A 13696-nucleotide genomic window follows, 5' to 3' on the forward strand; every position below is an offset into this window, starting at 1 on the left:
AAAACAGTGATTTCTTTAATTGTTCTCAAATGTTAAAAACTAATGAAAATTCCCTGCTTATAATCCTGAATTTAATAACTTTCTCACTCCTTACCTCCTGCCAAAAATCGTATCAAAAAGCAGAAAACTCACAAACTAACTTTGAACTTGAAATTGCAAGTACACTGACTTTTGATTTAGATAATACCAAAACTGCCTACAACAGGGGTGTACAAGTATATCCAAGTCAAAATCCTCAATATTTGTTATTCTTCCATTCTAATGGAAAATATACTTCCATCTATGATTTAAAATCGCAGGATTTATTAAATGAAATCCACTTTGATTTTGAAGGGCCTAATAGTGTCCCCAAAAGTATAAACTATGCCTATACTCACAATTTTGACTCCATCTTTTTATTTGATCCATTACCTCAACAAATTTATCTTGTAGATTCTGCCGGCAATAATATTGATCAATTCGATCTCCAATTAGAAGATATGATGCATTATACATATCCAGATGGAATTCATCCTGCATATTTTAAAAAGGGCAAACTTTTTCTACCAACATATCCCTCTCCAATGGAAAATGCTACCTCTTCAGATTATGGCATGATTGAATTTGATATTGATAGGAAAGCTTTTGGCACCCAATACAATTTATCTGAGAAATACGATGAAGGTTTTTGGGATAAGCATAGCTATAGAAATGCTGTATTTACCTATAATGAGGATAAAGATGCAATAATCATGAGCTTCCCCAATGATGAATATATTTACGTGACAGATGCCCAAGGTAATAAGTCAAAGCATTTTGCTGGCTCTTCTGAAATGAAAACCCTAAAACCTCTGGCCAATGAGCTTTACAATGATGATGGGAAAACCTATAGAATGCAGGCTGAACAGGGCTTTTATTCAGGACTAAAATATGATAGATGGCGTAAAGTGTATTATCGTTTTGCTTATAATCCCATTAATAAATTTGCAGATCGAACTACATTAGGAAAAAATGCCTCTATTATTATTTTGAATAATGAGTTTGAAGTAATTGGGGAAAGCCCCATTAATGCTAAAAAATATTCATTTGGCATCAATTTTATCAATGAGGATGGCTTATATTTCTTCAATAATTATCAATATGAAAAAGAAGATGACAGCCAATTTTCTTTTGATTTGTTTAAACTTAAAAATGCAACACCATGAAATTTATATTGATCTTTTTAAGTATTATCATTTTTCAAACAGAGTACACACATACTGCCCAAAACAAGGACTTTATGGTAAAATATAAGTTTGAAAAAAAAGATAATGGGAAAACCTATATGCTTGGGCATATAACACAATAAAAATGGCATCAATACCAATATGATTGTTGAAGGTCACAGAATTGGTACTGTTCCACAAATGGATGGCACTTTTGAATTAGAACTTCCGGATAAAAAAGGTGAAATTTTAGTTTGGAACTCCAAATTTAAAGGCAAATGGAAATTTGAATACGAGGTGGAACTAAGCCAGGATAAGGATTTTACTATTGGCGATAATTAGACAAATTTATTCATGAAATAAGCATAAATCTAGAGTCCTTAATTTACCAACCGAGGGATGAATAGATTTATGAGAATTCTCCCTTAGGGATCCCAATGGGGCATGTGGTAATTTAAAAGCAGAATAAACAGATGAAAGATGTGGTTATTCAAGAAGAAAGAATTGTAAAAGCTTTAGCTAAATAGTTAAAAACCTTTCTCTATAAATTAAAACAATGCTATAAACATTACATATGTGTCGATTAACAGTTTATTTTAATCGATAAATAAAATATTGTCCGCAATTTTCGGTTATCAAACTGTAAACAAAACAGGTAAATATTATGAAAAATTTGTGGAAAATTTTTGGATTAGTCGCATTAGTACTTTTTTATGGCTGCGACAGAATTGAAAGCGGGAACGGAAGAGCATCATTTTATTTGACTGATGGTCCGTTAGAGGCAGAAAATGTATCCGAGGTTGTAATTAGTATCTCAAAGGTGGAAGTTTTCGGTCCTGAAGGTTGGACTACCGTAAAGGAATATGAAAATCCGGAAGCTATTAATTTACTGGAACTTCAAGGTGGTGAAACTTTCTTTTTGGACGAAAAGGAATTAACCAGCGGTTTATATGACCAAATACGTTTAGGCCTTGCTGCTTCTGCAACTTCAGAAGCTAGTCAAAACCCTCCTCATTATGTAAAATTCAATGATGAATCTGTTGAGGAAATTTTTATCCCTAGCGGAAATCAAACAGGCTATAAAATAGTTGGGGATTTTACGATTCCTGATGGAGGGGTAACTTCTATTATTATAGATTTTGATGTTAGAAAATCTGTGGTGAAAGCAGGTAACTCAGGTCAATTCATTTTGAAGCCTACGCTAAGATTAATTGAAGATGCTGATGTAGGCTCTATTGAAGGAAGTGTAACAGGTGAATTTGATAGCAATTTAGTAGTCTATGCCTATAATGATGGCGAATACAGTGAAAATGAAAAAGAACCAGATGCTGATGGGGTTGTTTTTGCCAATGCTGTAACAAGTTCGAATGTAGATGCTGAAGGAAATTATAATTTATCCTTTTTGCCATCAGGCACTTATGATATAGTAATTGCTTCTTTTGATGCTGAAGGTAATTTTATAGAAGTAAAAACCCAAGAAAATAATGTGGAGTTAGAAGCTGGAGTTAAGTTAGATTTAAATATTGAACTTACGCTTTAAATCAATTCTTGTCTATTTCTATTATTTAGAAGAACAACAAAAAAGCCATTCATCCTAATTGATGAATGGCTTTTTTTATGAAAAAACAATCTACTTTTATCCATTTGATTTAGCTTGAACAACAGTATCAACTTTTTTTCTGAATTCCTCATCTTGCTGATAAGCCATCATAATTTGTTGATACTTCTCTTGGCTAATATCGTGCTTGTCCAATGCGGCAATCATTTTCGACTGCGTTTCCTGATTATTGGCCATAATTTCCTGAGCAGCGGCATTAAAGGCCTCCATTTCTTCAGGGCTGGCTTCCTCATCAGACTGACCTTGCTGAATAGCTACAATCTCATTGAATCTTTCCAATTCTAAATCATTCTCTTCAATGATACCCATCGCTTTCTTTTCAGCCTCTTGTTGAACTTTGGTCACATCCAAATTCGCCTCTACAAATGTCTCAATTTCTTCATCGCTATAATCTGTCGATACTTCCTGTTGTTGTGGCATTGGCATTTGCTGCTGAGCAAATACTACTACTGCAAACAATGACATTATAGCGGTTGCAAAAATTTTTCTCTTCATCATTTTATGGTTTTGTTCAAATATAATTTTACACCCAAAGCAACGAAAGAGAGGTATATTGTTGCCTTGAATTGTGAAATTTTTAAAAGTTCTTTATATTCTGAAATAGAATGTTAGAATTCTGAAATCAAGTTTCTGACTCAAGCAGCCATTTTGGGGTTTCTGGTGCTTGGTATTGCTCCATTTTAGTTAACAAATTATCAATACTTTCATCGCTCAAAAGCATTCTTCTATTTATATCCTTCAAAAAGTCTTGTGCTGTCATTTGAGAAAGCATATCTAAAAGTGGTTGATAGAAATTTTCCATATTCAATAAACCTACTGGTTTTTTATGTAAGCCCAATTGTCCCCAAGTCAGGATTTCGAATAACTCTTCCATAGTGCCAAATCCTCCTGGCAGAGCTATAAAACCATCTGCCAAATCATGCATTTTTAGTTTTCTTTCATGCATAGAACTAACCACTATCATTTCAGACAATTCGGTATGCGCAACTTCTTTAGTTTGCAAAAAATCGGGTATAACGCCAATCACTTCTCCCTTTTCACTGAGAGCGCCATCCGCAACGGCACCCATTAAACCGATTTTTGCACCACCATAAACTACACCTATATTTTTTTGAGCTAAAATTTTACCTAAAAGAAATGCTTCCTCACTATATTTTCCGTTTTTACCTGCGCTTGAACCGCAGAATACTGTAATTCTTTTCATGTCTAATGATAACTTAATTTTAAGTGATATCAAATGATTTTTCGTTGCTTTCCATAATCCAAAAGGCCTTGATAAGGATCTCCTTTCAAATTTAATAGTCGTACAAATGCTGGCTCTGTTTTCATACCCGATTCCTTTAAGCTGATAATTTCTTTTTTGAAGTCTTCACCTCTAGCATTTAATACCTCATACTCAATTAACATATGCTGAAATGCTATTTGTTGATTGGGAGGCTTTCTTTGTGCAAATATTTCTACAGGAAAATTGTCCATCATAAACCGCACTATAACAGTAGGTTCATCCTGAAATATTTTTTCCATCGTAGAAAATTGGGGATAATTGCTAAAATGTTTTTGAATATCATCTTTAAACACCTGCTTATCTTCGAATGAGCATACAATATCTAAATCACTATCCTTTATGGCTATGTCAATTGGAATGGTCCCAACTAAAAGTGGATGAAAATTTGCCAGTTTATCCATGACTTTATTTTCAGCCAACACTTCATAAGCTTCTTTTTGAAGAAGGCTTCCATTTTTAAGATAATCAATGGACTTGAAATTCATTTTTGTTGTTTTGATTTAACAATTATGTATTTTGTTAAATATATAAAACAGTTTTACTTATTGTTGTTTGAAATTAACATTTAATCAAATGAAGATAAGCGATAAATATAGGGTAAGCACTCCAAAGCTTTGTGATTTCATGGTGGGTGATCAATATATTTTCGAAATAGGTGGGGCAAATAAAACCAGCAAACAAATAAAAGGATTGCCAAATTCTTATGTAGCAGCAGATGAAATTAGATAAAACAATCCCTTTGTTGTTGTTTGGGTTTTTTTATTAGTTGAGATTTATCCTTGCTTTATTAAATCTTCTTTTTGTTCAGAGACTAATTTATATAAAAATTCAGGAGCGAAATCGGCTCCGCAATCCCAGTAAATTGTCCATCTATCTTTTTGGAAATTTTTGAAATAATTTATATTCCTCAATGGCTCAAAAACCTTTCCCCAGATTTCATTTTTCAAATCAACAATACCCGACATGCCATCATCAAAAACGAGCTCTATTTTATATTCTTCAACATATTCAGCTTTTTCTACCTTTCTTACCATTTTATTAAATTCATTAGTTAAGCGGTTTTATCTTATTTAAAGGTTCACGCTTTTCAAATAATGCTTCTTTATTTAAATCCAACCATTCGTAAACTAAATTTAAAGCTTTTCTGGACATTTTACCGGTTAATTCTCCATCTTCAATATTAATGATAGCTTCATAATCCTGATATTCTACATGAAAATGAGGAGGATTATGGTCATTATAATACATTTTAATGATTATACCGAAAAATCTAGAAATCTCAGGCATATAGGTTCTATTGATTACTTGAAATTAAACTAATTACTACACCTTAAACAACATCCTCTCTCCCACTCCTGCTTCAATTACACCACCATTCTCATAAACTTTATTCCCATTTACAAAAGTGCTATGAACAGATGAAGGAAAAGTATGCCCTTCAAAAGGAGACCATCCGCATTTAGCTAAAATATTATTTTTGGTTACTGTATATTCCTTTTCTAAATCCACTAAAACACAATCTGCATGATAGCCTTCACGGATATAACCTCTCTCATCTATTCTGAATAAAGTCGCCACATTATGAGAAGCTTTCTCAACTATCTTTTCAAGGCTGATTTTTCCTTGCTTATAAAAATCAAGCAATGCCATTAAATTATGCTGAACCAATGGTCCACCAGATGGCGCTGAAAAATATTTGTTTTGTTTTTCTTCTAAAGTATGGGGTGCATGGTCAGTTGCTAAGACATCAATTTTATCATCCAACAAAGCTTGAAATATGGTTTCTCTATCATTGGCAGTTTTTACAGCTGGATTCCATTTAATGAAAGTGCCTTTTTCTTTATAATCAGCATCAGAAAACCATAAATGATGTATGCAGGCTTCTGCTGTTATCTTTTTCTGCTCTAAAGGAATGGAATTATCGAATAATTCGGTTTCTTTTCCAGTCGAAATATGCAGTACATGCAACCTAGAACCATGCTCTTTTGCCAATTTTACTGCCAAGGAAGAAGATAAATAACAAGCTTCTTCAGATCGAATGATAGGATGCATCTCAATTGGGACATCCTCTCCATATTCTTTTTTGAATTTTTCAGTATTAGCTCTTATTGTTGCCTCGTCTTCACAATGCGTGGCTATCAGCATCGGTACTTTTGAGAAAATATTATTGAGGGTTTGCTCATTATCTACCAACATATTTCCAGTTGAGCTACCCATAAAAACTTTCACTCCGCATACTTTCCTTGGGTCTGTTTTTAAAACCTCCTCAATATTATCATTGCTGGCACCCATAAAAAATGAATAGTTGGCAATAGAGTTTTTAGCTGCAATCTGATATTTATCTTCTAATAAATCCTGAGTCAAAGCATTAGGTACTGTATTCGGCATTTCCATAAAGGAAGTAATGCCACCTGCCACAGCTGCTCTTGATTCTGTGAAAATATTGGCCTTATGTGTTAAACCTGGTTCTCTAAAATGCACCTGATCATCAATTAAGCCTGGTAAAAGGTATTTTCCATTGGCATCAATTACTTCATCTGCCTCCTCAGCATTGATGATGGAAGCAATTTTTTCGAAGCGACCGTTTTTCATCAGCACATCTAACTGCTGAATTCGCCCTTCATTTACTATATTTGCATTGACAATCAGAATGGTTTTCATAATTCAGTTAATTTTTTTCTAAAGAACAGACTTCATGTCGCAAGATACCGCATCCTTTCAAGATTTTAAACTCAATAAACAATTATTCAATGCCATTGATGATTTGGGTTATCAAAAACCTTCTGAAATACAAGTTAAAGCTATTCCAAGGATTTTAAATGGGCATGATGTAATCGGCATAGCCCAAACTGGCACAGGAAAAACAGCTGCTTTTGTCCTTCCCATGTTAATGAAATTGAAATATGCGCAAGGACACGATCCAAGGGCATTGATCATAGCCCCTACTCGAGAATTGGCCATGCAGGTTTATGAAAATATCTTGGAATTAGGGAAATACACTGATTTGAGAACTGTCTGCCTGTACGGTGGAATTGGCCCGAAAAAACAAGCCGAGGAAGTTGCCCAAGGATGCGATATTATTGTAGCCACTCCGGGAAGATTATTAGATATTTATAATGCTGGGGTTTTGAAGCCAAAGCAAATAAAAACTTTTGTGTTGGATGAAGCAGATCGCATGATGGATATGGGCTTTATGCCTCAAATTCGCAAAGTATTAGAGCTTTTGCCGATGAAAAAGCAAAATCTATTTTTCTCTGCCACATTCCCTGAAAAGGTTGAAAAATACGCTTATGAATTCACTGATTTCCCTGAAAAGGTAGAAGTAACTCCTGAAAATATGACTGCTGAATTAATTGAGCAGTCAATGTATCATGTCCCAAATTTCCTTACTAAAATCAATTTATTGAAGTATCTGCTTGACAAAGAAGAATTTAGCAAGGTATTAGTTTTCGTCAGAACCCGAACCAATGCCAATAATGTATTCAATTTTGTTGAACGAAAAATCACAAAAGACTCGCGCGTTATTCATGCCAACAAAGCGCAATCTACCCGAATTAATGCCATCAAAGATTTTAAAGAGGGTAATATAAAAGTGTTAGTAAGTACAGATGTGAGTGCAAGAGGAATTGATGTAGATGAGATCAGTCATGTAATCAATTTTGAGGTGCCCAATAAATATGAGGAATATGTGCACAGAATTGGCAGAACAGGCAGAGCTGAGCATCATGGAATTGCCATCAGTTTTGTCGATCCTTCTGACATTTATCATATAGAAAAAATTGAGGAGCTAATCAGCCAAAAGATTACCGTTAAAGAGCTTCCCAAAGAAGTGGAATTAATGGAAACCATGCCCTCAGAAAAAAAGGATATGGAGCAGGAAATTGACCGCCAGAAACATTTAGAAAATCCTGACTTTAAAGGCGCCTTTCATGAGAAGAAAAAGAAGAACCTGAGCGGAAAAGCAAGGGATAAGGCTTTTGGGAATAGGCCGAAGGATAAGCGGAGGAAGAAATGATTTGTTGATGTGTTGATGATTCAATATGCTGATGAATTGATTTTCTGACTGTATCTCCCTTTTTAAAGTTGAGTTATAGAAATAAATGGAGATAAGTTGTAGGCTATCTCATATGCTATCTTTAGATTTTTTCAGGTTTATCTGTCGATTTTGAGTTGTAAATTGATATAGTAGAAATAGAATTTTAGCACTGGATTGAGCAAATACCTTTTTTCAATTGATTTTTGTCAATTGTCTATTTATTAGAAATATCAGGAGAAGTTAGAATTTGTGATAAAGCAGTCTAGATTCTAAGCTCTTGATTCTTAAAGTCTAACAAATGAGTAAGTGGAAAACATTATTTACTGAATATAAATATATCCTAAGTTTAGGATTTGTCTTTGCCTATTTCTCGAGTTTTGGGCAGACCTTCCTGATTTCGCTTTATGTACCTGACATTGAAAGTTGGTTAGGGCTCAACAACACTACAATGGGAAGTTTATATGCAGCAGCGACAGTTGCTTCAGCTTTTACATTGCCCACTCTGGGAAGTCTATTTGACCGAATGAAGTTGGGCAGTTATATGGCCATGATTTTGATTGGTTTAATGACTGCCTTGCTGGTTTTATCTTTCTCTATGCATATCATCATGGTTTTTGTAGGTCTTTATATGTTAAGGCTTTTCGGACAAGGACTGATGAGCCATACAGCGGTTTCAACCATGTCAAGATACTTTGACACCAATAGAGGAAAAGCCATTGGGATTGCAACCACAGGTCATCCGTTTGGAGAAGCTACCATGCCGGTTGTCATTACATTAATAATTGGATGGCTAGGATGGCGAGGCTCATTGCAGTTAAATGCCGCCATAGTTTTAGCCTTTATCATGCCCTTGGTTTATTGGTTATATAGTAAAAAGAAGAAAGAAAAGGTTCAATCAGAACCTGAAGTGAATTTGGGTAAAAGCAAAGTCAGCGCTTGGAAAATCTTGAAGCATAAGGCATTCTTAATCATTGCCCCTGCTGTTTTTGCTTTGGGATTTACTAACACCGCTATTTTCTTTTTCCAATTGAAATTGGGAGCGGCAAAAGGCTGGAGTGCCGCTTGGGTTTCTTCTTCATTGGCGGCCTTTGCAGGAGCGAGTGCATTAGGTATGTTTATGGCTGGCCCCTATATTGACAGGCTGACTGCCAAAAAACTTTTCCCATTTGTGCTTATTCCTTATGTTATAGGTGTTTTGACTTTATTGGTTAGCGATGCTCCCATTATTTATCCTTTAGCATTAGCGCTCATGGGTTTTGCGAATGGTTTCGGTGGAACAGTAAAGAATGCACTATTCGTGGAAATTTTCGGGGCGGATATTATCGGAAAAGTTAGGAGTTTATTTGTGACCGTAATGGTGTTGAGTACTGCCTTAGGGCCTTTGTTTTTTGGAGTTTTGGTTGATCAAGGCTATACTTTTAATGAGGTTTTTCTAAGAAATGCCGTTGGGATTGCCGTAATTATTCTTTGGAGTTTCAGGGTAAAGAAGATATGAATATTTAGTTTAGTAAGCTATGCTAATACCTGGAACCTATCCAAATAAATTTATAAAATGCTATGCTAGGGGCAATTCCTGACATAGCATTTTACTTCTATTCTACATAGAAAACTGACAGCTCTTGATTCCGATTAAAATATTACTAATTTACTAGTTTATAAATAGGGATGTGACTTGTCAGGTTTGCTTAAATTATTATTAATGTTTTCCGGTCGGTGTGCCACCGACCAGGGGTAGATTCCATGGTTGGTGGCACACCGACCATTTAAATCTCTGTTATACACCTGACAGTATTCGATAAATGAACAAACTTGACAAAGTAGGAATAAAATTAAAACAAATTCATAAATTCATTCACAATCTGATCTTGGAATTTTTTGTTTACGCCAATCGCTAATAATACTGAAAGAACCAGTCCTATGGTGGCATAAAGGAAATCTCTTCCCACTATTTTGCTTGCACTTCTAAAATTTTTAATTCTTTTCTTATATCTTTTTTTGCTTACGGCAATGGCTACTTCTCTACCACCTAATAAACCTATAAAAACCCAGGTTGTACTTATAGGCACTGTACTAATTACTTTAAAATAGTAAAGTAAGATAGCATATACGAAATCCACTATAGTGGCGGCTCTAATATCCGTAACCCCTGCTTTTTCATTTACAATACTTTGTATTTTATCTCCTTTAAGGAAAAATAAGATCCCCAGACCTATAAATATAAAGCCGGCAAAGCCTATAAATTCATAAATATTTAAGCTCCTCGGAAGAAAAACGGCAATATTGGCGGCATCTTGGGAAATCCAAACTGACCATAAGGCACCACTTATAATCCATTGAACTGGAGTCCAGAATTTAGCGGGCTTCTTACTTTTGAAATATTTTGATACAAACTTGGAAACAATAAACCAGACAAATATGGCGGAGATAAAAGCCAATCCATATCCTGTCAAACTTTTTCCTATCATGGCCCCAATAGAAGATGCCTGGGTTGAGAAGGCACTTAAAAGCAAAAAGGTGGTGGAAACCGGCATTCTAAAGCGGGTCAGCACTAGCAATAAAATTGGCGCGGCTAATTGTAAAAAACTAAATGAAGTGGGCGCTTTATCAAATCCTTTGGTCAATAATCTTTGACTACTCACATCTCCATCAAAAACAATCCAACTGTACAATACGGTAGCTAAAAAAATTAGGCCCATGAAAAGCCATAAAATCCACCAAGGTTTTTTACTATTAGAGGCAATGAATGTACCAATGGTTTGAATACTGTCATTGGCAATAGCTGAATAGGCGGCAAGTCCAAAGCCAACCCACATGGCAATTTGCGGGTATGGGGTAATAAGTCCACAAACAAAAGTAAAAATTGCAATCAGCGTAATGAAAGCCTTTTCTTTTTTTGCTATTTCAAAGGTTTTGTAGGTTACTTCAGAAACGGTATTTCTGTTATACTTTAAGAATGGTTTTTTAGCCATAAAAAATTTGATTCAAAAATGCCTGATGGCAAAATTATGTTTCGGGTACAAAGCTAATTATTCTTAATGAAACAATGAGTTAAAAAATTGTTAACTATATTACTTTAATGTTAACAGTAGTGATAATAGCTCAAATTTAATAATTGAGTAAATAAAGAATGTTAAGTTTAAGTTAACTGAAAGCCTATTTTATTCTTAACAATTGTTTTACTTTGCAAATGCCAATACTCAACTCTAAGCTGTTAATTTTGCACTTTAAATTACACTCAAATAAAATAAAAAAATCAAGACTCCAATATTAAATACTGAAAATAAATGGCAATCAACCTTAAAAAGGGTTGTGTTAATAGTATTTAATATATTCTTATTCTTATTAGCAATAGATTTTATTGGTTATTCTTTTCGATTATTGAATAAAGATATTGCAGAATCAATCATAAACCTTACTTCAAACCCATTTATCAGTCTTTTTATTGGTTTGCTTATTACGGCCATCATCCAAAGTAGTAGCACTAGTACTTCCATGATTGTGGCCATAGTAGCTTCCGGCTCAATTGAGTTTTCTGATGCTATCCCAATGATTATGGGAGCTAATATTGGTACTACATTGACCAGTACTTTGGTCTCCTTAAGTTTTATAACCAATAGAGATGAATTTAGGAAAGCTATTGGAGCTGGAGTAGTACATGATTTCTTCAATATTCTCGTAGTTGCCTTATTATTTCCTTTGGAGTATAATTATGGAATATTGACAAATCTGTCATCTGGTGCGTCCAATTTTATTTTAGGTGCTGATTATGTTGGTCAGGATAACGAATTTAGATATTTTCTATTGACCAAACCCGTTGTGCTTTTTATTGGAAATTTGTTACCCTACCCTATAGTTTTGGCAATATCCTCATTTGTTTTGTTAGCTTTCTCTGTTAAATTTTTAGCTCAAACATTATATAAGTCAATCACAGGGGGTTCAAGGGAATTTTTACAAAAATATTTCTTTGGTAGCCCATATCGATCATTTTTCTGGGGAATTGTTTTTACGGCTGGTGTACAAAGTAGCTCCGTAACCACTTCCGTTATTGTTCCTTTCGTGGCAACCCGTAAAATCAGCCTTAAGCAAAGCTTTACTTTTATTTTAGGTGCTAATATCGGAACAACTATTACAGCATTGATTGCGGCACTTTTTAAATCAGAAGCGGCCGTTAGCATTGCCTTGGTTCATTTATTCTTTAATTTGATTGGGGTATTGATCTTTCTACCATTTCCAATTATTCGAAATATACCTGTTAAAATGGCTAAATCATTTGGCAGGCTTGCCATGAAATTCAGGTTAGCAGGATTTGTTTATATCATCATTACCTTCTTTTTGATTCCTTTTGCCTTGATTTCAATTAATAGGAATGAAGGAAATGATGACAACCAAAAAGAAAAAAGGGAAGAAAAACTTGATGATTTGCAGAAAACCGATTCATTGAAGTAATTCGCCTATCACTTTCAATTTTTCAAATACCTTTTCCGTATGAGGGGCGTCTTTCAATTCATCAGTCAAATCTTGTCCAGACCAATGTTCATAATGGGTTCCGTTTTTCCATAGTTTGGAATCGGTAACATCATAAATAATTCCCTTATAAGCAATCCATATCTCATCTTTGTCCTGACCATTTCTTAAAGAAAGCTGTTGAATGCTATATTTCTTCATTTATTATTTTATATGGATTCATACATTAAGTTATTCAATATCTGATCATTTTTCTTTAGTAGCTCGACTCTAAGGATTCTTCTTTAGTTGCATGCAAGTTCAATTTTGTCAAGTTAAAACCTATGTTCTTGATTTGTGCCTGTTTCTATATGAACAAAACAATCTTATATTTTTTAGAGCTGTGAATACACAGCTTCTGGCGACAATTGAGTAATAGGAGAAAGTTGGCCTAAGTACTATTTAATCTCAAATCTAATCAATACAAAATTTTATTACATGAAATATTAGTTAATAATTCAGAATAAAAAGCGGAATCATCTACAAATGATAAAATATTATAGCTCTTAACTAAACTTAACCTGCCTGTAAAATAAATAGATTTCAAAAATGAAAATGTAAATTTTACAAAAAGTTAAAAAGACCTACTTCTGTAACTTTGATGTGTATTAAAATTAAACACTCAGATAAAAGTCAACTATTTTTGCAAAGTATAAAAAATTATAAAAATATGTCAACTTTAGTTTCACAGACTGAAAAAGTAACCATTGAAGAACAATCTGATGTTCAGGCAGCCATGATCACTTTCCATGGGAGTTTAAAAAGTGAAGAGTACCGCGCGGCCATGTTGGCCAATTACGATTTATGCAAACAACCTCAAATTAAAAATTGGTTGCAAAATAATTCGGATGCCAGTGTGCTTTCTTTGGAGGATCAAAAATGGGTTTCTGAAATCTTGATTCCTCAAGCCGCTCAAGAGGTAGAAAAAATTGCCGTAGTGGTTTCAAAAGATGTATTCAGAAAATTTGCCGCCAAGAATATTTTAGAGAAACAAAAAGGCAAATTAAATTTTCAATATTTCAATAGCCTACAAGACGCCAAGGCTTGGTTGAAGTCTTAAGGTTTTAAAT

Annotated in this window: 16 protein-coding genes; 8 read left to right on the forward strand and 8 right to left on the reverse strand. The window is 34.2% G+C overall.

Annotated elements, in window-relative coordinates; translation table 11 throughout:
• Positions 1–29 precede the first annotated feature (29 nt).
• The 3 genes from ACFE0M_RS10145 to ACFE0M_RS10155 all read left to right on the forward strand — a co-directional run bounded on the left by ACFE0M_RS10145 (position 30) and on the right by ACFE0M_RS10155 (position 2724).
• Positions 30–1184, forward strand: a complete 1155-nt coding sequence (locus ACFE0M_RS10145) for a DUF4221 family protein (RefSeq protein WP_434545648.1) — start codon at positions 30–32, stop codon at positions 1182–1184.
• A 162-nt stretch (positions 1185–1346) separates the two neighbouring features.
• Positions 1347–1526 (forward strand): hypothetical protein, encoded by a 180-nt coding sequence (locus ACFE0M_RS10150; protein WP_434545649.1) that lies wholly within the window; start codon positions 1347–1349, stop codon positions 1524–1526.
• Between the two features lie 322 nt (positions 1527–1848).
• Complete coding sequence (locus tag ACFE0M_RS10155; protein WP_434545650.1) at positions 1849–2724, forward strand: DUF4382 domain-containing protein; 876 nt, start codon at positions 1849–1851, stop codon at positions 2722–2724.
• A 96-nt stretch (positions 2725–2820) separates the two neighbouring features.
• Here ACFE0M_RS10155 and ACFE0M_RS10160 read toward each other — a convergent pair whose 3' ends face one another.
• The 3 genes from ACFE0M_RS10160 to ACFE0M_RS10170 form a co-directional block, all read right to left on the reverse strand.
• Positions 2821–3300, reverse strand: a complete 480-nt coding sequence (locus tag ACFE0M_RS10160; RefSeq protein WP_434545651.1) for a DUF4168 domain-containing protein — start codon at positions 3298–3300, stop codon at positions 2821–2823.
• A gap of 124 nt (positions 3301–3424) precedes the next feature.
• Complete coding sequence (locus tag ACFE0M_RS10165) at positions 3425–4006, reverse strand: TIGR00730 family Rossman fold protein (RefSeq protein WP_434545652.1); 582 nt, start codon at positions 4004–4006, stop codon at positions 3425–3427.
• 29 nt (positions 4007–4035) lie between these two features.
• Positions 4036–4572, reverse strand: coding sequence for a DUF4269 domain-containing protein (locus ACFE0M_RS10170; protein ID WP_434545653.1), 537 nt, complete (start codon positions 4570–4572; stop codon positions 4036–4038).
• 88 nt (positions 4573–4660) lie between these two features.
• Between ACFE0M_RS10170 and ACFE0M_RS10175 the strand changes: the two genes are divergently transcribed.
• Positions 4661–4816, forward strand: coding sequence for a hypothetical protein (locus ACFE0M_RS10175; RefSeq protein WP_434545654.1), 156 nt, complete (start codon positions 4661–4663; stop codon positions 4814–4816).
• A 44-nt stretch (positions 4817–4860) separates the two neighbouring features.
• Here the strand turns inward: ACFE0M_RS10175 and ACFE0M_RS10180 are convergent, their stop codons facing one another.
• The 3 genes from ACFE0M_RS10180 to ACFE0M_RS10190 are packed head-to-tail and all read right to left on the reverse strand — an operon-like array spanning position 4861 to position 6748.
• Entirely contained in the window at positions 4861–5121 is a 261-nt protein-coding gene (locus tag ACFE0M_RS10180; protein ID WP_434545655.1) for a DUF2442 domain-containing protein, read from the reverse strand.
• 13 nt (positions 5122–5134) lie between these two features.
• A complete protein-coding gene (locus tag ACFE0M_RS10185; protein WP_434545656.1) occupies positions 5135–5374 on the reverse strand; it encodes a DUF4160 domain-containing protein in 240 nt (79 codons plus the stop codon).
• A 36-nt stretch (positions 5375–5410) separates the two neighbouring features.
• Positions 5411–6748, reverse strand: a complete 1338-nt coding sequence (locus ACFE0M_RS10190; RefSeq protein ID WP_434545657.1) for a dihydroorotase — start codon at positions 6746–6748, stop codon at positions 5411–5413.
• Positions 6749–6782: 34 nt separating this feature from the next.
• Here ACFE0M_RS10190 and ACFE0M_RS10195 point away from each other — a divergent pair, with 34 nt between their 5' ends.
• Positions 6783–8102 (forward strand): DEAD/DEAH box helicase, encoded by a 1320-nt coding sequence (locus tag ACFE0M_RS10195; RefSeq protein ID WP_434545658.1) that lies wholly within the window; start codon positions 6783–6785, stop codon positions 8100–8102.
• A gap of 319 nt (positions 8103–8421) precedes the next feature.
• Positions 8422–9618: an MFS transporter gene (locus ACFE0M_RS10200; protein WP_434545659.1), complete on the forward strand. Its 1197-nt coding sequence runs from the start codon at positions 8422–8424 to the stop codon at positions 9616–9618.
• A 334-nt stretch (positions 9619–9952) separates the two neighbouring features.
• Here the strand turns inward: ACFE0M_RS10200 and ACFE0M_RS10205 are convergent, their stop codons facing one another.
• On the reverse strand, positions 9953–11092 hold the full coding sequence (locus tag ACFE0M_RS10205) for a hypothetical protein (RefSeq protein ID WP_434545660.1): 1140 nt from the start codon (positions 11090–11092) through the stop codon (positions 9953–9955).
• Between the two features lie 340 nt (positions 11093–11432).
• Here ACFE0M_RS10205 and ACFE0M_RS10210 point away from each other — a divergent pair, with 340 nt between their 5' ends.
• Positions 11433–12569, forward strand: coding sequence for a Na/Pi symporter (locus tag ACFE0M_RS10210; RefSeq protein ID WP_434545661.1), 1137 nt, complete (start codon positions 11433–11435; stop codon positions 12567–12569).
• On the opposite strand, the gene ACFE0M_RS10215 is transcribed toward ACFE0M_RS10210, so the two are convergent.
• Positions 12558–12788 carry a cytochrome b5 domain-containing protein gene (locus ACFE0M_RS10215; protein WP_434545662.1) on the reverse strand — a complete coding sequence of 77 codons (231 nt, stop codon included), beginning with the start codon at positions 12786–12788 and terminating at the stop codon, positions 12558–12560. The genes ACFE0M_RS10210 and ACFE0M_RS10215 overlap by 12 nt on opposite strands.
• 508 nt (positions 12789–13296) lie before the next feature.
• Here ACFE0M_RS10215 and ACFE0M_RS10220 point away from each other — a divergent pair.
• Complete coding sequence (locus tag ACFE0M_RS10220) at positions 13297–13686, forward strand: STAS/SEC14 domain-containing protein (RefSeq protein ID WP_434545663.1); 390 nt, start codon at positions 13297–13299, stop codon at positions 13684–13686.
• Positions 13687–13696: the final 10 nt, after the last annotated feature.

The organism is Marivirga sp., from assembly GCF_051117495.1.
Lineage (GTDB): Bacteria > Bacteroidota > Bacteroidia > Cytophagales > Cyclobacteriaceae > Marivirga.

Bases quoted from the DNA above. Each gene is read 5' to 3' on its own strand.
- ACFE0M_RS10145 (WP_434545648.1), top strand. From the start codon at position 30: ATGTTAAAAACTAATGAAAATTCCCTGCTTATAATCCTGAATTTAATA.
- ACFE0M_RS10150 (WP_434545649.1), top strand. From the start codon at position 1,347: ATGATTGTTGAAGGTCACAGAATTGGTACTGTTCCACAAATGGATGGC.
- ACFE0M_RS10155 (WP_434545650.1), top strand. From the start codon at position 1,849: ATGAAAAATTTGTGGAAAATTTTTGGATTAGTCGCATTAGTACTTTTT.
- ACFE0M_RS10160 (WP_434545651.1), bottom strand. From the start codon at position 3,300: ATGATGAAGAGAAAAATTTTTGCAACCGCTATAATGTCATTGTTTGCA.
- ACFE0M_RS10165 (WP_434545652.1), bottom strand. From the start codon at position 4,006: ATGAAAAGAATTACAGTATTCTGCGGTTCAAGCGCAGGTAAAAACGGA.
- ACFE0M_RS10170 (WP_434545653.1), bottom strand. From the start codon at position 4,572: ATGAATTTCAAGTCCATTGATTATCTTAAAAATGGAAGCCTTCTTCAA.
- ACFE0M_RS10175 (WP_434545654.1), top strand. From the start codon at position 4,661: ATGAAGATAAGCGATAAATATAGGGTAAGCACTCCAAAGCTTTGTGAT.
- ACFE0M_RS10180 (WP_434545655.1), bottom strand. From the start codon at position 5,121: ATGGTAAGAAAGGTAGAAAAAGCTGAATATGTTGAAGAATATAAAATA.
- ACFE0M_RS10185 (WP_434545656.1), bottom strand. From the start codon at position 5,374: ATGCCTGAGATTTCTAGATTTTTCGGTATAATCATTAAAATGTATTAT.
- ACFE0M_RS10190 (WP_434545657.1), bottom strand. From the start codon at position 6,748: ATGAAAACCATTCTGATTGTCAATGCAAATATAGTAAATGAAGGGCGA.
- ACFE0M_RS10195 (WP_434545658.1), top strand. From the start codon at position 6,783: ATGTCGCAAGATACCGCATCCTTTCAAGATTTTAAACTCAATAAACAA.
- ACFE0M_RS10200 (WP_434545659.1), top strand. From the start codon at position 8,422: ATGAGTAAGTGGAAAACATTATTTACTGAATATAAATATATCCTAAGT.
- ACFE0M_RS10205 (WP_434545660.1), bottom strand. From the start codon at position 11,092: ATGGCTAAAAAACCATTCTTAAAGTATAACAGAAATACCGTTTCTGAA.
- ACFE0M_RS10215 (WP_434545662.1), bottom strand. From the start codon at position 12,788: ATGAAGAAATATAGCATTCAACAGCTTTCTTTAAGAAATGGTCAGGAC.
- ACFE0M_RS10220 (WP_434545663.1), top strand. From the start codon at position 13,297: ATGTCAACTTTAGTTTCACAGACTGAAAAAGTAACCATTGAAGAACAA.